This window comes from Aeromonas sp. TS_SC_11 (assembly GCF_057318915.1).
Window position 1 is genome coordinate 588,031 of record NZ_CM170470.1, and the last position, 21,092, is coordinate 609,122.

13 protein-coding genes are annotated in these 21,092 nt (G+C 59.5%); 4 read left to right on the forward strand and 9 right to left on the reverse strand.

The features are described from left to right. Positions 1 to 177: 177 nt before the first annotated feature. The 3 genes from AC1P02_RS02760 to AC1P02_RS02770 all read right to left on the reverse strand — a co-directional run bounded on the left by AC1P02_RS02760 (position 178) and on the right by AC1P02_RS02770 (position 7,178). Positions 178 to 1,761, reverse strand: a complete 1,584-nt coding sequence (locus AC1P02_RS02760) for an EAL domain-containing protein (RefSeq protein WP_429234000.1) — start codon at positions 1,759 to 1,761, stop codon at positions 178 to 180. A 332-nt stretch (positions 1,762 to 2,093) separates the two neighbouring features. After that, positions 2,094 to 4,691 carry a bifunctional aconitate hydratase 2/2-methylisocitrate dehydratase gene (acnB, locus tag AC1P02_RS02765; protein ID WP_058394578.1) on the reverse strand — a complete coding sequence of 866 codons (2,598 nt, stop codon included), beginning with the start codon at positions 4,689 to 4,691 and terminating at the stop codon, positions 2,094 to 2,096. A gap of 228 nt (positions 4,692 to 4,919) precedes the next feature. Continuing rightward, positions 4,920 to 7,178 (reverse strand): patatin-like phospholipase family protein, encoded by a 2,259-nt coding sequence (locus tag AC1P02_RS02770; protein ID WP_290024371.1) that lies wholly within the window; start codon positions 7,176 to 7,178, stop codon positions 4,920 to 4,922. A 258-nt stretch (positions 7,179 to 7,436) separates the two neighbouring features. Between AC1P02_RS02770 and AC1P02_RS02775 the strand changes: the two genes are divergently transcribed. The 3 genes from AC1P02_RS02775 (at position 7,437) to AC1P02_RS02785 (ending at position 11,475) form a co-directional block, all read left to right on the forward strand. After that, positions 7,437 to 9,347 carry a methyl-accepting chemotaxis protein gene (locus AC1P02_RS02775; protein ID WP_485183989.1) on the forward strand — a complete coding sequence of 637 codons (1,911 nt, stop codon included), beginning with the start codon at positions 7,437 to 7,439 and terminating at the stop codon, positions 9,345 to 9,347. A gap of 163 nt (positions 9,348 to 9,510) precedes the next feature. After that, on the forward strand, positions 9,511 to 11,157 hold the full coding sequence (locus tag AC1P02_RS02780; RefSeq protein WP_256685959.1) for a methyl-accepting chemotaxis protein: 1,647 nt from the start codon (positions 9,511 to 9,513) through the stop codon (positions 11,155 to 11,157). Between the two features lie 135 nt (positions 11,158 to 11,292). Continuing rightward, on the forward strand, positions 11,293 to 11,475 hold the full coding sequence (locus tag AC1P02_RS02785; protein WP_485183991.1) for a hypothetical protein: 183 nt from the start codon (positions 11,293 to 11,295) through the stop codon (positions 11,473 to 11,475). Here AC1P02_RS02785 and AC1P02_RS02790 read toward each other — a convergent pair. The 6 genes from AC1P02_RS02790 to ampD all read right to left on the reverse strand — a co-directional run bounded on the left by AC1P02_RS02790 (position 11,472) and on the right by ampD (position 20,468). Further along, positions 11,472 to 12,428: a GGDEF domain-containing protein gene (locus AC1P02_RS02790; RefSeq protein ID WP_058394580.1), complete on the reverse strand. Its 957-nt coding sequence runs from the start codon at positions 12,426 to 12,428 to the stop codon at positions 11,472 to 11,474. The two genes, AC1P02_RS02785 and AC1P02_RS02790, sit on opposite strands and share 4 nt — an antisense overlap. Positions 12,429 to 12,557: 129 nt before the next feature. Next, positions 12,558 to 13,985, reverse strand: coding sequence for a dihydrolipoyl dehydrogenase (gene lpdA, locus AC1P02_RS02795; RefSeq protein ID WP_021139031.1), 1,428 nt, complete (start codon positions 13,983 to 13,985; stop codon positions 12,558 to 12,560). A gap of 160 nt (positions 13,986 to 14,145) precedes the next feature. Beyond that, positions 14,146 to 16,029, reverse strand: coding sequence for a pyruvate dehydrogenase complex dihydrolipoyllysine-residue acetyltransferase (gene aceF / locus AC1P02_RS02800; RefSeq protein WP_485183993.1), 1,884 nt, complete (start codon positions 16,027 to 16,029; stop codon positions 14,146 to 14,148). Positions 16,030 to 16,114: 85 nt separating this feature from the next. Then, a complete protein-coding gene (gene aceE / locus AC1P02_RS02805; protein ID WP_485183995.1) occupies positions 16,115 to 18,775 on the reverse strand; it encodes a pyruvate dehydrogenase (acetyl-transferring), homodimeric type in 2,661 nt (886 codons plus the stop codon). A 79-nt stretch (positions 18,776 to 18,854) separates the two neighbouring features. Next, the gene (gene pdhR / locus AC1P02_RS02810) at positions 18,855 to 19,619 is read right to left on the reverse strand and encodes a pyruvate dehydrogenase complex transcriptional repressor PdhR (protein ID WP_005314150.1); all 765 of its coding nucleotides are present in this window, start codon (positions 19,617 to 19,619) and stop codon (positions 18,855 to 18,857) included. Positions 19,620 to 19,895: 276 nt separating this feature from the next. Then, a complete protein-coding gene (gene ampD, locus AC1P02_RS02815; RefSeq protein WP_282790785.1) occupies positions 19,896 to 20,468 on the reverse strand; it encodes a 1,6-anhydro-N-acetylmuramyl-L-alanine amidase AmpD in 573 nt (190 codons plus the stop codon). A gap of 149 nt (positions 20,469 to 20,617) precedes the next feature. Between ampD and AC1P02_RS02820 the strand changes: the two genes are divergently transcribed. Further along, positions 20,618 to 21,088 carry a retropepsin-like aspartic protease family protein gene (locus AC1P02_RS02820; protein WP_485183998.1) on the forward strand — a complete coding sequence of 157 codons (471 nt, stop codon included), beginning with the start codon at positions 20,618 to 20,620 and terminating at the stop codon, positions 21,086 to 21,088. Positions 21,089 to 21,092 lie beyond the last annotated feature (4 nt).

Consider the following 21,092-nt stretch of genomic DNA (forward strand, 5'->3'; position numbering starts at 1 on the left):
CTTTGATTCAAAGGGGGGTCTTTTTTTGAGCAATACCGTGGCGCGAGTCTGCTCGTGGGGAAAAAACCTGTTCCGCCCTTCTGGTATCGTCACTCAAAGCACCCATTCCCTGCTTGGGCAACATGACTCCGATACTCTGTTGTTCTAAAGAATAGGGATTACAACAGCATGAGCCGCTCAGCCCGGATGAGGATCCGCCAGCTCGGGCAAGCTGCCGGCCAAGGCCTCTCCCTGTGGCAAATCGTCACAGAAGTGCTGGAGCGGCATGGGGCGACCAAACAGGTAGCCTTGCATGTAGTCGACTCCCTTGGCTCTCAGATAGGCGGCCTGCAATTCGCTCTCGACCCCTTCTGCTATCAGTAACAAGCCCAGTCTGGCGCCCAGGTCGATGACATTCGCCACTATGTGCTCGGAGAGTGACTCTGTACCGATACGGCCGATAAAGGATTGGTCGATCTTCAGATAATCCACGTGGAACTGCTGCAGATAGAAGAGGCTGGAGTGACCCGTTCCGAAGTCATCGATGGCCAGCTTGACCCCCATCTGATCCAGTTGCCGGAACAGGGAGAGGGTATTCGGATCCACTACCAGCAGCTCACGTTCGGTCAGCTCCAGCACCAGCACTATCTTGCCGGGGGCAAACTGCGCCAGAAAAGTGCGACACTCCTGCAGCAAAGCCAGGTCGCGACAGTGGGCCGCGCTGATATTGAAACTGATGTGAAAGCCATCGGGCAGGCGTGCCTGCTCCCGGCTCAACACATGGGCCACCTTCTTCATGATCAGGGTCGTCATGGGCACTATCAGCCCGGACTCCTCCGCCTGGGGAATAAAGAGGTCGGGACGGATAAGACCTGAATTGGGATGCTGCCAGCGCATCAGCACTTCCACCCCCATCAACCTGGTGTCACTCGTGGTAACCAGAGGTTGCAGATAGGGTTCAAACTCCTTGGCCCGCAGCGCTCTGCGCAACTCGCCGACCGGGGAACCCGGGCGGCCCAGCAGCCACCATACCAGCAATGCAAAGGCTAACGAGAGACCGCACAGCAGAGAGAGGATCAGAGATTTGTGATCCCAGAGCGAATGCCAGTAAGCCAGGGTCACGTAACCGGCATGAATGGAGAAGGGGTAATGTGGTGAAGTCAGCTCGGTTCTGGCCAGAGTATGCAGGTCGGGGGCCTTGTCCAGATAGTGGCCTGCTTCATCAAACCAGGTGCTGCCCACCCGCATGAAGAGATTGCCGGCGTGATGGCTCAGGGTCAGCATGACGCTCAGGTATTCCCCATCGATAGCGCTCAAGGCTGCATTTCTTCCCTGCTCACTGCGCACTATCAGCAAGGGATGATTGGCCCGCACCTGATTGCCACGCATCAGCAGCAACTTGCGCGCTATATAAGGGCTGGCATCATCGACCTCACGCACAGAGCCAAACAAGGAGGTGCAGTACAGCATCCCCTCCTTGACCAGGTTGACCGAACGAACAAAAGGCACCAGTGCGACCTGCTCACGCAGCTGGAAATTGATCTCGTCACAAGGCGCGCCCACCAGCGGCAGCACCTGACGATTGGCTCGCTCGGCGTGATCCAGCATGTTTTCCATGAGCGTCATCGCCTTGTGGGCGGCGGCCGCGGAACCGGACTCCAGCTCCTCCATATAGCTTTTGTGCGTTGCCCATCCTCCCACCAGCAGCGGCAGGATGAACACCATGAGGGCGCAGCAGAGCCGAAGCCAGCGGCGGGAGAGATCGATATAAAAAAAATGCATAACCGATTCATCCAAAGAAACGGCCCGCCAGCCCGGATCAGGTGAGCATCAGGCAAACGGCAATGTGGTTATGACGACAAGCCCCACCAGTTTGCGCTGACCGGGCTTTCCCCCTGTTTTCCCGCAGTGACTGCCGCGGGGATCTCCCTCTCTTCTCTCTGACAATGCAGGACAAAAGGAGGGATGCAGCTTACCTCAGCTTGCCATCCGAACCACTTATCCTGAATAAATATTTGTGTCTGTATGCATCGTATGCAGCCCTGTTACCCAATAAAAAGAGCCCCGGCACTGCCGGGGCTCTTTTGCATCAGATGACGGCGAATGCCGGAATCTTATACCGCTTGTTGCAGAATCACCGCATCGGCCTTCTTGGTATAGGAGGCGATCTCGTTGAAGTTGAGGTAGCGATAGGTATCGGCCGCAGTGGCATCCAGGGTCTTGGCGTACTGCAGATACTCGGCAACGGTCGGGATCTTGCCAAGGATGGCGGCAACGGCAGCCAGCTCGGCAGAGGCCAGGTAGACGTTGGCACCCTTGCCCAGACGGTTCGGGAAGTTGCGGGTGGAGGTAGAGACCACAGAAGCCCCTTCCGCCACGCGCGCCTGGTTGCCCATGCACAGGGAACAACCCGGGATCTCGATGCGAGCACCGACGCGACCGAAAATGCCGTAGTAGCCCTCTTCGGTCAGCTGATCCTTGTCCATCTTGGTGGGCGGTGCAATCCACATGCGGGTCGGCAGTTCGCCCTGATACTTCTCGAGCAATTTACCGGCGGCACGGAAGTGGCCGATGTTGGTCATGCAGGAACCGATGAAGACTTCATCGATCTTGCTGCCAGCCACGTCGCTCAGCAAACGGGCATCGTCCGGATCGTTCGGCGCACACAGGATGGGCTCCTTGATGGTGGCCAGATCGATCTCGATGATTTCGGCATACTCGGCATCCTTGTCCGCTTCCAGCAGGACAGGCTTGGCCAGCCACTCCTCCATCCCCCGGATACGGCGGGTGATGGTGCGCGGGTCGCCGTAGCCTTCGGACAACATCCATTTCAGCATGACGATGTTGGACTTGAGGTACTCGGTGATCGGCGCCTGATCCAGCTTGATGGTACAACCGGCCGCGGAACGCTCGGCACTGGCGTCGGCCAGCTCGAACGCCTGCTCCACCTTCAGGGTCGGCAAACCTTCGATCTCGAGGATACGGCCGGAGAAGATGTTCTTCTTACCCGCTTTCTCGACAGTCAGCAGCCCTTTCTGGATGGCGGCATAAGGGATGGCATGAACCAGGTCACGCAAGGTGATGCCCGGTTGCAACTCGCCCTTGAAACGCACCAGCACGGATTCCGGCATGTCCAGCGGCATCACGCCGGTCGCGGCGGCAAAGGCCACCAGACCGGAGCCCGCCGGGAAGGAGATACCGATGGGGAAACGGGTGTGGGAGTCACCACCGGTACCTACGGTATCCGGCAGCAACATGCGGTTCAGCCAGGAGTGGATGACGCCATCACCCGGACGCAAGCTCACACCACCGCGATTCATGATGAAGTCCGGCAGAGTGTGGTGAGTCTGCACGTCGATGGGCTTGGGATAGGCAGCTGTGTGGCAGAAGGACTGCATGGTCAGATCGGCGGAGAAGCCGAGGCAGGCCAGATCCTTGAGCTCATCGCGGGTCATGGGGCCCGTGGTGTCCTGGGAGCCGACCGTGGTCATCCTGGGCTCGCAGTAGGTGCCCGGGCGAATGCCCTGCACACCACACGCCTTGCCCACCATCTTCTGGGCCAGGGTGTAACCCTTGCCGGTATCGGCCACAGGCACAGGACGACGGAATACGGTGGAGAACGGCAGGCCCATGGCTTCGCGGGCCTTGTCGGTCAAGCCGCGACCTATGATCAGCGGAATACGGCCACCGGCGCGCACTTCGTCGATCAGCACGTCGGTTTTCAGTTCAAACTGGGCCAGCACCTGATCGGTGCCGTGCTTGCAGATCTTGCCGCCAAAGGGGTAGATGTCGATGACATCGCCCATCTCCAGCTTGGAGACATCCACTTCGATGGGCAGGGCGCCCGCATCTTCCATGGTGTTGAAGAAGATGGGTGCAATCTTGCCGCCGAGGCAGACACCGCCGGCGCGCTTGTTCGGCACGAACGGAATGTCGTCACCCATGAACCAGAGCACAGAGTTGGTGGCAGATTTACGGGAAGAGCCGGTACCGACCACGTCGCCGACATACGCCAGCGGGAAGCCCTTCTCTTTCAGGGCATCTATGGTCTTGATGGGGCCGACGGTGCCGTCGTTGTCCGGAGTGATGCCGGGGCGGGCATTTTTCAGCATGGCCAGGGCATGGAGCGGAATATCAGGACGGGACCAGGCGTCCGGCGCAGGGGACAAATCATCGGTGTTGGTTTCACCGGTCACCTTGAACACGGTCACAGTGATCTTCTCGGCCAGCTCGGGACGAGAGAGGAACCACTCGGCATCGGCCCAGGATTGCATCACCTGCTTGGCGTGAGCATTGCCCGCCTTGGCCTTCTCTTCCACGTCGTGGAAGGAGTCAAACATCAGCAGGGTGTGGGAGAGGCCCTTGGCAGCAAGAGGGGCCAGGGTGGCATGGTCCAGCAGGTCGATCAGCGGCTGAATGTTGTAACCACCCTGCATGGTGCCCAGCAGCTCAACGGCTTGTGCGGCGGTCAGGATGGGAGAGTGGGCTTCGCCCTTGGCGATGGCGGTGAGGAAACCGGCTTTGACATAAGCCGCTTCATCAACACCTGGTGGAATTCGGGAGGATAACAGCTCTTTCAGAAAGTCTTCTTCGCCAGCGGGCGGGTTCTTGATCAGTTCAACCAGGGCGGCGACCTGCTCTGCATCCAGAGGTTTGGCAACCACGCCCTCGGCGGCACGTTCTGCGACGTGTTTACGGTATGTTTCAAGCACGACTAATTCCTCTTTGGTCTTTTTTTGGGGTTCGCCCAAGCTCGCGGCGATCGTCCTTGCGGGACACCCGTAGGGTGCCCCTCACTATATAAGTTTTAACGAGTAATTAAAATCCAAACCCTGTACAGATATTCAACAATCAAGGCTAACCAATTAAACTTGCTCACATTTTGTCGCCACATAAAAGCCAGGCAAGAAATAAGTTAACAAAAAGGCATCATTTGGCCGTTATTCGAATGTGGTGCCCAATTGCAGATAGAACATGTTGTTGCCCCCCTCCGCTATGCCATAACCGAGGAAGATGGGGCCGAGGAAGCTCTCTATCCCCACGTAGACGGATCCTCCGGTGAAGGAACTCTCGATACTGATGTCTTCCCCCTTGTCCCACACCCCTCCTTGTTCGAGGGAGCCCCCAAGATAGAGCGGCGCCCGCAGCGCACCAAAGTCGTTGTCGACCACCCGATAGATGTAACGCAGCCCGCCAAACAGACTGTAGCGACCGCTGAGCTGGTAGTGCTGGAAGCCGGACAGGCGGAACAGCCCGCCCAGATCCTGCACCAACAGTGGCACCTCTTCCTGGGAGGTGGAGCCACCCCCTTCCAGTATCAGGTTCAGGCTGTGTCTGTCCCAGGACCAGGGCTTGATCATAGAGAGGTGATAATTGACCCCCTCATTTCGCTCGTTTTCTTCATTATCATTGTGATAATCCAGCCGGACATGGGAATAGCCCCCCTTGATGTCCCAGAAAACCCCTTCATAGGGGAAGTAGCGGCTGTCGAGGGTATCGTGCTCGAAACGGGCATAAGGCCCCCAGGAGATGGCATCCGAATTCACCCCATTCAAGTTCCTGACATCGATACTGCCCATCTTGCCGTCCACCCCCAGCGAGAGGCGACTCCAGGGCTGCAGATTCCAGCCCAGAGCCAGATCTGTACTGAAGAAGGAGTACTCAGTATCGAGATAGTTAAAAGACTGATCTTCCGGATCCGGGTTGAAAAGGCTTCGCAGGGTCTTGTCATACGCAAAGCTGGCCTCTCCGTAGAATGTCTGGGAAGGCTCCAGCGGCGAATAGAAGTCGGTCTTGAGGTGCTTGGCGGTGCCCAGGGAGGCCTCAGTCAGCCACTCGGCGCCCCATTCATTCAAGTTGGTGAGTGTGTAGGACATGCCGACGTTGTAGTTGGAGCTGCTCTCGAAGTCGTCGGAGAAGCCAAACTGGAAGTTGAGGTAGCCCGGTCCCCAGTTTTTCTCGCTGGCATCCACCACCAGCACGTTCTCTCCGTCGCGCTCTTCTACCTCATAGGTTATGCGGTCAAACGACTCCAGTGCGTAGAGGCGGCGAATGCCCGCCTCCAGACTTTCGTTGGTCTGTATCTTGTCGGGTTTCACCTTCAACATGGCGCGCACCGTCTCGTCGGAAAGGCGTGACTTGTTGAGGATCTCCACCTTGTCGATGTAGTAGGCGGGCTGACCGCTGCGCTCGGCACGGCGGCTCAGCTTCTGGTTGCGATAGACGGCGTACTCCCTGGGCGAGAGGGAGAGCGCATCGAGCTGGGTAGCAGCGCGGTTGGCCACCGCCTCCCCTTGCTTGATCCCCTCCGGCATCAGGGAAAAGTCGGCGATGCCCATGTTGCCAAATTCAGGGGTCAGCAGAATATCTTGCGGCCCCAGCAGCGCCCTCTGCTTGTCGGTGCCGACCTGGGTCATGTAGGTGGTGAGCTGATCTATCATGGCGAGGCCGGACTTGAGGGATTCCCGGGTGCGCAACCTGGCACCGATATCCACGGCTATCACAATGTCTGCTCCCATCCCCTTGGCCACGTCCACCGGCATGTTGTTGACAGTACCGCCGTCGGCCAGGATATGTCCCTCCCACTCCACTGGCTTGAGGGCGCCGGGAATGGACATGGATGCCTGCATCGCCTTGGCAAGGCTGCCCCCCTCCAGTACGAAGGGCGTCACAGTCTCCATGTCGGTTGCCACGGCGCGATAGGGGATGGGCAGGTCGTCGAAGCTCTTCTGGGCCGGCAGGTTGGACGTGGCGTGGCGCAGCAGGCTGGCCATGGACTGGCCCTGGAAGAATCCATCCGGAAACTGGACAGCGTCACCGTTGACACCGATATCGGTGCGCAGCTGATACTTCTCGCTCTGCTGCTTCTTGCGCAGGGATAGCTCGTCCCGACCGACCTTGTCCTGATATCCCTTGTTCCAGTCGATGGCCAGGGTGGTGCGCTCCACCTCCTCTGCGCTGAGCCCCATGGCGTACATGCCCGCCACGTAGGAGCCCATGCTGGTGCCCACTATGATATCCACCGGAATGCGCTTCTCCTCCAGCACCTTGAGGATGCCGATATGAGCCGACCCCTTGGCACCGCCACCACTCAGCACCAGGGCAATCCTGGGCCGTTCGGGCTGGGCCGCCGCCATGAGTGGCAAGCCTGCCAGCAAAATCAGAAACAGGTGGGTCCATCCCCGACGAAAGATGCGCATATGATTTTCCATTGAATCCAGTGCGAGCCAAGTAAGCAGTGACGCTTACTATAAAGTGCGAAAAGCTAACCGCAACAGCCACGACTGCAATATAGGGCTGCGATGGAGGCACTGTTCGCTGATAAACCGGAGCTGCACCAGCACGCCCCTGTGAGCGCAAACGCAATCCATCAATAAAACCGGTCAGCCCCTCAAGGGCATCACCACACTGCCGTTAATATGTGCTCAATCCCGTCTCCACACTTCTGAGTCACTCCCATGCTTGCACGCCTGACACTCAAACAGAAAATTCTGGCCACCGTCACCCTGGCCGTGGTGCTCTCCTGCCTGCTGGTGGGTTACTTCAGCCAGCGCTCGGCGCAACAACTGATCGAAACCCGCATGTTCGAGCAGGAGCTGCCCAACCTGACCCAGCGTATCAGCAAGGAGATCGAGAAAGATCTGACTTCGGTCGCCAATGCCGCCAGACAGCTGGCCAACGACCGCTTCGTGCTGGACTGGGTCGCCCGCGGCATGCCCAGGGAGCAGGAGTCCATCCTCATCGATCAGCTCAAGGACATGACGGCCCAGTATGATTTGGTGACCGCCTCCTTCGCCGATCGGCAGAGTGCGGCCTACTACAACCAGGATGGCTTCCTGCGCAACCTGACCCCGGAGCAGGACGCCTGGTTCTACGGATATACCAAGAGCCCGCAAGACCTGATGCTCAGCATCTTTCGCGAGACCAATGGCGAGGTGAAGCTGTTCGTCAACTTCCAGCAGCTCAACGGCCGCGGTCTGGCGGGGCTCGCCAAGTCCCTCGACAGCATGGTCAGCATGCTCGCCAACTTCCGGATCGGTGACAGCGGCTTCGTGTTCATGACAGATGGCAGCGGCAAGGTGAAGCTGCACCCGGATGCCGCCCGCATCGATCGGGACAACCTGACCCAACTGGCCAGCGGCACCACAACCAACCTTCTGACCAAACAAGCGTTCGCCGCCACCCAGGCCGAGGTCGATGGCCAGGCCGTGATACTGGCCACCAGCTACATCCCCATGCTCGACTGGTATCTGGTGGCCCAGGTGCCGGAAGCCGAGATCTATGCCGAGCTGGACAAGGCACGACTGCACATTGTGCTGGTGAGCCTGGCCATCGCCGCCGGCATGGGCTTGCTCGGCATGCTGCTGGCCGGTTCCGTCAGCCGCCCGCTCAACGAGCTGGCCCGCCTGTTCCGTGAACTGGGCAGTGGCGATGGCGATCTCACCCAGCGCCTCAAGGTAGAAGGCCACGACGAGCTGACCCAGGTTGCCACCGGCTTCAACAACTTCGTCGCCAAGATCCACGGCTCCATCGAGCAGGTCGCCAGCAACTCCCGCCAACTGGCCGCTACCGCCAACGAGGTGGCCAGCAAGGCACAGCTGACCCAGCACAACTGTACCGCCCAGCGCGACCGTACCGTCCAGGTGGCGACCGCCATTCACGAGATGGGGGCGACGGTAGGCGAGATCGCCGGCAACGCCTCCCTGGCGGCGGACGTCGCCAGACAGGCCAACGAGCAGGCGGATGCGGGGGCTGTCGTCGTCGCCCAGGCCCGCCACGGCATCGTCGGCCTCTCCAGCGAGATTGAGCAGGTCGCCGGTGTCATTGAATCCCTGGCCAACCAGACCGACTCCATCGGCAGCATTCTCGACACCATCCGCAGCATCTCGGAGCAGACCAACCTGCTGGCACTGAACGCAGCCATCGAGGCGGCGCGGGCAGGTGAACAGGGCCGGGGCTTTGCCGTGGTAGCCGACGAGGTACGCAATCTGGCGAGCCGCTCCGCCGCCTCCACCGCCGAGATCCAGGGCATGATCAACCGGCTGCAGGAGCAAAGCGCCCGCGCGGTCAGTGCCATGGCCCAGGGTCGCAGCCAGAGTCTGGAAGTGGTGGCTCAGGCTGATGAAGCCAATGCCGCCCTTGGCCATATCACAGCCCACATCACCCAGATCAGTGACATGAACATCCAGGTCGCCACCGCTACCGAGGAGCAATCCAGCGTGGTGGGCGAGATCAATCGCAACGTGGAAGACATCAACCAGCTCACCATGGAGACGGCCGACATAGCCCACCAACTGACCGAGTCGAGCCGCAGCCTGCAACAACTCTCGGGCGAGCTGGACAAGCTGGTCGGCAACTTCCGCCTGTAAGCGGCGTCGGGAGTCACACCTAAAAAGGAGCGCCATAGCGCTCCTTTTTTATGCGGCTTGCGGCCCATTCCCCGTGCCTTTGCCCGGGAGGCGGCCAATTCATATCTATACTGGCAACAACCCTCATCGACCACATCATGGCCAGCCATGAAGGAGCACTCCCTTGCTAGAAGGTAAACTGACGCTCAAATTGCAGCTGATCCTGGCTGTCACAGTGCCCTGTCTTGCCCTCTTGCTCGTGGGTGGCGCCAGCCTGCGAAGCATGGGCTCCATCCAGCAGCAATCCACCGAGCTCTACCAGAACACGGCCACCCCCATGCGCGCCATGGCGGAAGTTGTATCACGCATCCCCCGCATGCGGGTGGGGATCGACATGATGCTGCTGCAAGATACCTCCCTCAAAGATGAACGGGGCGTACTCAGTCGGGTCAAGGATGCCCGTGACGAGGACATTCCCGAGATGCGTCAGGCCATGCAGCAGGCGGTAACCGCCCAGACGGATCCGGCGGCCAGAGCAGATGCGCAAAAACTGCTGAGCCAGTTTGAAGGAATGGAGAGCAACGAGCTGAACCCCATGCTGCAGGCGCTGGAAAAAGGGGACATGGAGGCGGCAAGAGGCATCTATCGGGATCGCTATACGGTCACCTATGGCACCATGCGCAAGGATGCCAACGCCCTGCTCGACGGCCTGATCCAGCAGGCACAGCAGCGCCATCAGCGCGGTGAGCAGAGCTATGCCAGCGGACGAATGCAGATGATCACCATCATCAGCGGCGCCATCCTCATCTCGCTGCTGGTCTCGGTGCTCATCCTGATCAACCTCAAGCGTCGGGTCGGCTTCCTGCAACAGTACATCGGCTATGCCGCCGAGCATCTGGCGCTGGACTCCCGCGCCAAGCTCACTGGCAACGACGAGCTGGCGGAGATCACTGAGAGCTTCAATCACTTCGTCAGCAAGATCCACAGCGCCATCGAGCAGGTCGCCAGAAACTCCCACCAGCTCGCCGCCACCGCCGACGAAGTGGCCAGCAAGGCGCAGCTGACCCAGCAAAACTGTACCGCCCAGCGTGACCGAACAGTGCAGGTGGCCACCGCCATCCACGAGATGGGGGCAACCGTGAGCGAGATAGCGGGCAACGCCTCGCAAGCCGCCGAGGTGGCCAGGCAGGCCAACGACCAGGCTGAAGCGGGCGCTGGCGTGGTGGCACAGGCCCGCCACGGCATAGTCGGTCTCTCCGACGAGATTGCACAGGTGGCGGGCGTGATAGAGTCGCTGGCGACGCAGACCGACTCCATCGGCAGCATCCTGGAGACCATTCGCAGCATATCGGAGCAAACCAACCTGCTGGCCCTCAACGCCGCCATCGAGGCAGCCCGCGCCGGTGAACAGGGCCGCGGCTTCGCCGTGGTGGCCGACGAGGTGCGCAACCTCGCCAACCGCTCTGCCGCCTCCACCGCCGAAATTCAGGGCATGATCAACCGGCTGCAGGATCAGAGTGCCCGTGCTGTCAGCGCCATGACTCAGGGCCGCAGCCAGAGCCTGGCGGTAGTGACCCAGGCCGACGAGGCCAATGGTGCACTCGGTCAGATCACCGCTTACATCACCCAGATCAACGACATGAACATCCAGGTCGCCACCGCCACCGAAGAGCAGTCGAGCGTGGTCGGCGAGCTCAATCGCAACGTGGAGGACATCAACCAGCTCACCATGGAAACTGCCGACATAGCCCACCAGCTGACCGACGCCAGCCGCAGCCTGCAACAACTCTCCGGCGAGCTCGACAAGCTGGTGGGCAATTTCCGGCTGTAACCCCTTCTTCCCCTCACACGAGGAGCGCCGCGGTGCTCCTCGTCATATCAGCGGCAAGCCATGACGCACACCCGCAAACTCGCCTCCGCCCCTGCCTGGAAATGCCCCATAATCAGGGAAATAACAGGAGGTATCATGAGCAAGCTGGTGGTGACTATGTTGCTGGGGAGTCTGCTCTGCGCCTGCAGCAGCGGGCCTGTGCGAGTGCACGAGGCCGATGTCAGCGTGGACGATACCCGGATCCGGGTCAGTGATGGCAGCAATGGGGGCAATGGAACCTTCTGCCCTCCAGGTCAGGCCAAAAAAGGGCGCTGCTAGCGCCCTTTTTTACAATCGTACATTTGCTTGTCCGCCTGTTGCAGCAGCAGGTCCAGCGCCGGTGGCGAGAGCGCATCATAGTGCCCCACCCCGACCGAGCAGCTCAGCCGATAGGGTTTGCCGCTCTCCCGATTGAACCCGGCCAGGGCCTCATCGAGCCGTGCCAACACCCGTGGCACCTCTGCCGGCCCAGTACCCGGCAGCAATACCGCAAACTCGTCCCCGCCCAGCCGGGCAAAGATGTCTGCATCACGAAATACGCCACACATGAGGCTCGCCATCTGTCGCAGGGCATCGTCACCGACGTCGTGCCCCAGCCGATCGTTGATCTCCTTGAACCGGTTGAGGTCGAGAAACAGCAGGGTCGCCGCTCTCCCCTGACGATGGGCGAGTTGCAGGCATTTGTGTGCCAGCAGCATGAAACCGCGCCGGTTGGTGATGCCGGTCAACTCATCCATGGTTGCCAGCTGGATCGCCGCCAGTTCGCGCTCCACCATGCCGGCCAGGTCCGTCAGCAAGTCCCGCTGACGCTCATCCAGCAGGCGCGGCTTGCGATCTATGATGCACAGGGTCCCCAACTTGTACCCCTCCCCAATCTGCAACGGGCTGCCCGCATAGAAACGGATGTGGGGATCCCCGGATACCAGCGGATTGTCGGCGAAGCGCAGATCCCGGGTCGCATCCTCCACCACGAAGAGGTCATCGCCGAGAATGGCATGACCACAGAAGGAGATGTCCCGCGGCGTCTCCGGCACAGGCAAACCACAGCAGGATTTGAACCACTGCCGATCCTCATCCACCAGCGACACCAGCGAGATGGGCACATCGAACATGTTGCGGGCCATGCGGGTGATCCGGTCGAATCTTTCTTCGGCAGAGGTATCCAGAATGGCCATACGGCGCAGCGCATCGAGGCGCAGGCGTTCGTTGTCAGGAGTGGCCGGTGTTTGCATCGCAGGATCCATCGCGTGAAGTAACAGCCCTCAGCATAGCAATCGGCCCCGAACAAATCTCTTTATTCATCAAAAACAAAAAAGCCGCTCCTGAGAGCGGCTTTTTTCATGTTGGCTGCGAGAAGAAAATTACTTCTTCTTTTTGGCCTTGGCGTTCGGCAGGTCGGTGATGGAACCTTCGAACACTTCTGCAGCCAGACCCACTGACTCGTGCAGAGTCGGGTGAGCGTGGATGGTCAGGGCGATGTCTTCGGCGTCAGCACCCATTTCGATGGCCAGACCGATTTCACCCAGCAGTTCACCACCGTTGGTACCCACGATGGCACCACCGATGACGCGGCCGCTCTCCTTGTCGAAGATCAGCTTGGTCATGCCGTCGGAGCAGTCGGACGCGATGGCACGGCCGGACGCAGCCCACGGGAAGGTGGCGACTTCGAAGTTCAGCCCCTGTTGCTTGGCTTCCTTCTCGGTCAGGCCAACCCAGGCCATCTCCGGCTCGGTATAGGCGATGGACGGGATCACTTTCGGGTCGAAGTAGTGCTTCTTGCCGGCGATCACTTCGGCCGCAACGTGGCCTTCGTGAACACCCTTGTGAGCCAGCATAGGCTGACCGACGATGTCACCGATGGCGTGGATGTGAGGCACGTTGGTACGCAGCTGCTTGTCCACCTCGATGAAACCGCGCTCGGTCACGGCAACGCCGGCCTTCTCGGCATCCATCAGCTTGCCGTTCGGCACACGACCTACGGCAACCAGCACGTTATCGTAGCGAACCGGCTCGGCCGGGGCGTGCTTGCCTTCGTAGGAGACGTACAGGCCGTCTGCACGGGCTTCAACTGCGGTGACCTTGGTCTCCAGCATGATGTTGAATTTCTTGGCAACGCGCTTGGTGTAGATCTTGACGATGTCTTTGTCGGCAGCCGGTACCAGCTGGTCGGCAAATTCCACCACGTCGATCTCGGAACCCAGGGAAGAGTAAACGGTACCCATCTCCAGACCTATGATGCCACCACCGATCACCAGCAGCTTGCCTGGTACGGAAGTCAGTTCCAGCGCATCGGTTGAATCCCATACGCGCGGGTCATCATGGGGGATGAAGGGCAGTTTCACCGGACGGGAGCCGGCCGCTATGATGGCGTTGTCGAAGGTCACTGTCGTCTTGCCGTCAGCACCGTCTACTTCGAGGGTGTTCGGGCCGGTAAACTTGCCGAAACCGTTGACCACCTGAACTTTACGCATCTTGGCCATGCCAGCCAGACCGCCGGTCAGCTGGTTGATGACCTTCTCTTTCCACAGGCGAACCTTGTCGATGTCGGTCTGCGGGGCACCGAAGATGATGCCGTGTTCGGACAGCGCCTTGGCTTCTTCAATGACTTTGGCGACGTGCAGCAGTGCCTTGGACGGGATACAACCCACGTTCAGGCAGACGCCACCCAGGGTGGAGTAACGCTCGACGATAATGGTATCCAGACCCAGATCGGCGGCACGGAAAGCAGCGGAATAACCGGCAGGGCCAGCACCCAGTACTACGACCTGAGTTTTGATTTCTTTACTCATCATGACCTCTTTGTCGTTCTTATATATCCCCGGACGGCGCAGTCTTATGCCAACACAATGCCAAACAAGGCGGCTGCAACCGTGAAAAAACGGGGCAAGTTTACAATCCTGTTAATGAAATGAGAAGTAAAAAGGGCAGGCTCTGGGCCCGCCCTCTCACTTACAGGACCAATCGACGAATGTCGGACAACACACCACTCAAGGTGGTGACGAAGCGGGCTCCGTCAGCACCGTCTATGACTCTGTGGTCATAGCTCAGGGCCAGCGGCAGCATCAGGCGAGGCACGAACTCCTTGCCATTCCACTTCGGCTTCATCTCGGACTTGGAAACACCGAGGATGGCCACTTCCGGCGCGTTGACGATCGGGGTAAAGCTGGTACCGCCGATGCCACCCAGGCTGGAGATGGTGAAGCAACCGCCCTGCATGTCGGCAGCGGTCAGCTTGCCGGCACGTGCCTTCTTGGAGATCTCGGCCAGATCGCGAGACAGCTCGTAGATGCCCTTCTTGTTGACGTCACGCACCACAGGAACCACCAGGCCCCCCGGAGTGTCTACTGCCACACCGATGTGGATGTACTTCTTCATGATCAGCTTGCTGCCGTCTTCGGACAGGGCGCTGCAGAAGCGCGGGTGTGCTTCCAGGGCCTTGGCGGCGGCTTTCAGGATGAACACCAGCGGGGTGATCTTCACGTCCAGCTTCTGCTTCTCGGCCAGCAGGTTCTGCTCTTTGCGGAACGCTTCCAGATCCGTGGTATCGGCTTCGTCGAACTGGGTGACGTGCGGGATCATGGCCCAGTTGCGATGCAGGGCAGGACCGGAGATCTTCTGGATCCGGGTCAGTTCCAGCTCTTCGACCGGGCCGAACTTGCTGAAGTCAACCTTGGGCCATGGCAGGACACTCATGCCGTTGCCAGTACCGGTACCGGCTGCAGGGGCAGACTCGGCACGCTTGACCGCATCCTTCACATAGGCCTGCACGTCTTCTTTGACGATGCGACCCTTGCGACCGGAGGCCTTCACCTTGGCCAGGTTGATACCGAACTCACGGGCCAGACGACGTACGGCCGGTGCGGCGTGTACGTAAGCGTCATTGGCAACGAAGTCGGAAGAAGCAGCAGCCTGGGCAACCGGTGCCGGAGCAGCGGCAGCAGCGACCGGGGCGGCGGCCTGAGCAACCGGAGCGGCAGCGGCCGGAGCAGCACCAGCCACTTCGAATACCATGATCAGGGAACCGGTGGAGACCTTGTCACCCGCCTTCACCTTGATTTCTTTGACGATGCCGGCGAACGGTGCAGGCACTTCCATGGAGGCCTTGTCACCTTCCACGGCGATCAGGGACTGGTCGGCTTCGACCTTGTCACCCACGGCGACCATGATCTCGGTCACTTCGACTTCGTCACCGCCGATGTCAGGTACATTGACCTCTTTGGCAGCAGCGGCCACAGGGGCAGCAGCCACGGGAGCAGCAGTCTCAACCGGCGCAGCAACGGCGGCAGGAGCAGCGCCCGCCACTTCAAATACCATCACCAGAGAACCGGTAGACACCTTGGCGCCAGCGGCAACCTTGATCTCGACCACGCGACCCGCAAACGGTGCCGGCACTTCCATGGAGGCCTTGTCACCTTCCACGGCAATGATGGACTGGTCGGCTTCAACCATGTCGCCCACGGCAACCATGATTTCGGTCACGTCCACTTCGTCGTCACCTATGTCCGGTACGTGCACATCTTTGCGCGCGGCGGCAACAGGGGCGGCGGGAGCGGCAGCAGCAACCGGGGCGGCAGCCTGGGCAGGCGCCGGCGCAGCAGCGCCTTCCGCTTCGAAGATCATGATCTGGGAACCGGTGGCAACCTTGTCACCCACCTTGATCAGGATCTCTTTGACGATACCGGCAGCCGGAGCCGGTACTTCCATGGAGGCTTTGTCACCTTCCACGGCAATCAGGGACTGGTCGAGTTCGACCTTGTCACCCACGGCCACCATGATCTCGGTGACTTCAACTTCATCGGCGCCGATATCCGGAACCATAATCTGTTTGGACATAGTGCTTTATCCTCTTACGCGTCTGTCGCGTTAACCTTTGCAAGGCAGTGCCGGGCAATGTGTCCCGGCACTGCACTCGATCCTCTTACGCGTACAGCGGGTTGACCTTGTCGGCATCGATGCCGTACTTGGTGATGGCATCGGCCACAACCTGCTTGTCGATCTCGCCGCGCTTGGCCAGTTCGGTCAGGGCAGCAACCACCACGTAGAATTCGTTCACTTCGAAGTGACGACGCAGGTTGGCACGGCTGTCGGAACGGCCGTAACCGTCGGTACCCAACACACGGTAGTTCTCGGTCGGTACGAAGGCACGCACCTGATCGGCGAAGGACTTCATGTAGTCGGTCGCGGCTATGGTGGCGTCGGAGCCCAGTACGGTGGCGATGTAAGGCACGCGAGCCTCGGCGGTCGGGTGCAGCATGTTCCAGCGATCCACGTCCTGACCGTCACGGGCCAGTTCGTTGAAGGAGGTGACGCTGAACACGTCGGAACCCACGCCGTATTCGCTCGCCAGGATCTGGGCGGCGGTGCGCACATGACCCAGGATGGAACCACAACCCAGCAGCTGTACCTTGCCCTTGGTGCCGGCAACGGTTTCCAGCTTGTAGATACCCTTGCGAATACCCTCTTCTGCACCTTCCGGCATGGCCGGCATGGCATAGTTTTCGTTCAGGGTAGTGATGTAGTAGAAGACGTTCTCCGGCTTCTCACCGTACATGCGACGTAGGCCGTCCTGAACGATAACCGCTACTTCATAGGCGTAGGACGGGTCATAGGAGATGCAGTTCGGGATGGTGTTCGCCAGGATATGGCTGTGACCATCTTCGTGCTGCAGACCTTCACCGTTAAGGGTGGTACGACCCGAGGTCGCGCCCAGCAGGAAGCCACGGGCTTGCTGGTCACCGGCTGCCCACGCCATGTCGCCGACGCGCTGGAAGCCAAACATGGAGTAGTAGATGTAGAACGGGATCATCGGGCAATCGTTGGTGCTGTAAGAGGTCGCAGCAGCCAGCCAGGAGGACATTGCGCCCAGCTCGTTGATACCGTCTTGCAGAACCTGACCCTGCTTGTCTTCCTTGTAGTAGGAGACGATGTCACGGTCTTGCGGGGTGTACTGCTGACCGTGCGGGCTGTAGATGCCGATCTGGCGGAACAGACCTTCCATACCAAAGGTACGGGCTTCGTCAGCCAAGATAGGGACTATGCGCTTGCCGATGGACTTGTCTTTCAGCAGCACATTCAGGGAACGCACGAACGCCATTGTGGTGGAGATCTCGCGAGCCTGCTCGCCCAGCAGGGGACCAAAGGTCTCCAGCGCCGGGATGTCCAGCTTGGTGGTGGTCTCACGCAGACGGGTCGGTACATAGCCTTTGAGCGCGGCACGGCGGGCGTGCAGGTATTTGTGCTCTTCGGTACCCTCTTCGATCTTCAGGTACGGCAGGTTTTCCAGCTGCTCGTCGGTGACCGGCAGGCTGAAACGATCGCGCAAGTGACGCACAGAGCCCAGATCCATCTTCTTGACCTGGTGGGCAATGTTCTTGCCTTCGGCCGCTTCGCCCATGCCGTAACCCTTGATGGTCTTGGCCAGGATGACAGTCGGCTTGCCCTTGGTCGCTGCGGCTTTGGAGAAAGCGGCAAACAGTTTACGGGGATCGTGACCACCGCGGTTCAGGGCAAAGATCTCCTCGTCGGTCATGTCTTTGACCAGCGCGGCGGTTTCCGGGTAACGGTTGAAGAAGTGCTCACGCACGTAGCCGCCATCGCGGGACTTCATGGTCTGATAGTCGCCGTCCACGGTTTCGTTCATCAGCTGGATCAGCTTGCCGGAAGTGTCTTTCTTCAGCAGCTCATCCCACTTGCGACCCCAGATAACCTTGGTGACATCCCAGCCGGCACCTGCGAACAGGCCTTCCAGCTCGTTGATGACCTTGCCGTTACCTACGACCGGACCATCCAGACGCTGCAGGTTGCAGTTGACCACGAAGACCAGGTTGTCGAGCTTTTCACGCACGGCAACGGTCAGGGCGCCCTTGGCTTCCGGCTCGTCCATCTCGCCGTCACCCAGGAAGGCGTAAACGGTCTGCTCGGAGCAATCCTTGATACCACGGTCGGTCAGGTACTTCAGGAAGCGAGCCTGATAGATGGCGGCGATGGGGCCCAGACCCATGGAAACGGTCGGGAACTGCCAGAAGTCCGGCATCAGTTTCGGGTGCGGATAGGAAGGGATACCCTTGCCGTCCACTTCCTGACGGAAGTTGTCCAGCTGATCTTCGGTCAGACGACCTTCAGCGAACGCACGGGCGTAGATGCCCGGGGAGATGTGACCCTGGAAGTAAACCAGATCACCACCGTCCTTCTCGCTGCGAGCGCGGAAGAAGTGGTTGTAGCAAACTTCGTAGATGGTCGCAGAGGAAGCGAAGGAAGACATGTGACCACCGAGGTCCAGGTCTTTCTTGGAGGCGCGCAGCACTATCATCATGGCGTTCCAGCGGATGATGGCGCGGATGCGACGTTCCATCTCCAGATCGCCCGGGTAAGCCGGTTCGTCACTGGACGGGATGGTGTTGATGTAGTCGCGATTCGCCTTGGCAGCCACGTCCACACCGCTCACGCGGGCTTTCTCGGCCAGTTGTTCAAGAATGAACTGAGCGCGTTGCGGACCCTCTTCACGCAGCAGGGATTCCAGAGAGGCAAGCCACTCCAGCGTTTCTATCGGGTCCACATCGTTCTTCAGGATATCAGACATGGCTGGTTCCTATTTTGTTGTGATTGCACGGCATTGCACGGCGAAGGGCGCAAGCATTCGACAATAAAGCCTTGTGGGATTAGTTTTCCTGCTGACGGATCCGACGCATGGATCGCTGGATCCGGCTGTCTTCCCTCTGCATATCCAACAAGGTGTCCTCGATAAAGGCCAGGTGCTCATGACAAGCAGCCCTGGCCCGCTCCGGAGCCCCCGACAGGATAGCCTCGATCAGATGCGCACGATGGCGACGTATCTTGGCTACCACTCCCGGACGGCGATTCAAAATTTCGTTATTGCGTAAAATGTTCTGCTCAAGCATGGGGCCCATGGCCCGCAACAGGTGCAGCAGCACCACGTTGTGGGACGCCTCGGCCACCGCCAGATAAAACTGGGTAACAGCGGCGGATTCGGTGACCAGCGAACCTTGCTGACCGGCTTCCTCGATGGCGGACTGCGCATTGCGTATCCGCTCGAAGTCGGCATCGGTTCCCCGCAACGCAGCATAGTAGGCACAGATGCCTTCCAGCGCGTGACGAAACTCCAGCAGGTCATACTGGGCTTCCGGGTGGGTGCTGAGCAGCTCGAACAGGGGATCGGCGATCCCCTTGCTCAAGGCATTTTGTACGTAAGTGCCACCGCCCTGACGGCGATACAAGAGTCCTCTGGCTTCCAGGCGCTGGATGGCTTCGCGCAGGGAGGGGCGCGATACCTGAAACTGGATGGCGAGTTCACGTTCGGGCGGCAACTTCTGGCCCGGTTGCAAACTGCCTTCCAGAATCATCTGTTCCAACTCGGCGACAATGGCGTCGGCCAGCTTGGGTTGAGTAATCTTGAGATAGGGCATGAGGCTACTTTGTTAAATTGGTATTACCAATTTCATGAATGGGGCGAAAATTAGCAGAGGGCTTGGAAAAAGTCCACCCAAAAGATGATCTGAATCAAGGTTCAGCCTTGCCACTTAAGGGGTAAAAAGAGGGATTTATGATTTAGCTCATAGAAATTGGTCTGACCAATATTTTTGAGCTGGCTCACAGGCAACAATTGATCAACAGCAGGAAAAAATGGCCTGCCACAAAGGCAAGCCATTGATTTTAAAAACACTAACTTATCTTTAGAATATTTACTTAAAGTTGAGCATTTGCCGATATCGCTGCCATTCGAAACTGTCACCCGGATCCGTCTTGCGACCGGGGGCGATATCACAATGGCCGACAATTCGTTGCGCAGTAATGGCTGGATAATGGCGAGATATGGTTCGACTGAGCCCTGATAGCACCTCATATTGCGCATCGCTGTAGGGCTGCTCGTCGGTCCCCTCCAGCTCGATGCCGATGGAAAAATCGTTGCAGGCCTCTCTCCCCTCCCAGCTCGATACACCGGCATGCCAGGCGCGGGCGCCAAACGGCACGTATTGCACCAGCTCACCGTCCCGCCGGATCAGGCAGTGGGCCGAGACCCGCAACTGATGAATGCTGGCGAAATAGGGATGCGCGGTCGGATCAAGCCGGCCCAGAAAGAGATCGTCAATCCAGGGACCGCCGAACTCCCCTGGCGGCAGGCTGATGCCGTGTACCACCAGCAGGGAGACATCGTCCACACTGGCTCGCTCGTTGTGGTGCGGTGACGGCACCTTGCGCGCCTGCTCACACCAACCGTCTGAATCAATGGAAAAAACTGCTTTAGGCTGGGTCATCATCTACTCGTTCTGCAATGGAATGGCGCACTTGACAAGGGGCGACTGGACAGCAAGATGATCTGCCTCTCACGGTCGCCGCAATCGCCTGAATCCAGTCAGGCAACTGTGATAGGCTGAGCCCTCTGTTGCCCAACACAGGAAAGGATATGCACCCTATGGCACGCCGCTTCTGGTTGCTGGCCTGGCTCTCTCTGATGGGGCTGCTGACCCTCTATTTCCACCACAGCTCACAACCGACCGTGACCGCCAGCGGCGAGCTGCGGCTCAAAGCCGATGCCAGCGGCCATTATCGTCTGGAGGGTGCCATCAACGGCCAACCGGTGCAACTGCTGCTGGACACGGGCGCAACCCGGGTCACAGTGCCGCTGCATGTGGCCGAGCGCATCGGGCTGACCCCCAGCGGCCATAGCCGTGTCAACACGGCAGCCGGCACCATCCAGGTTCAGACCAGTCAGATCGAAACCCTGGCGATGGGTCCGCTGACCTTGTACGATTTGCCCATCTTTATCAATCCAGCGGCCGGCGGGGACGAGATCCTGGTGGGCATGAATGCCCTCGGCCGGCTGGAATTGCGCCAAAAAGACAGGCAGTTGCTTCTCAGACCCTTGCAGGAATAAAGGC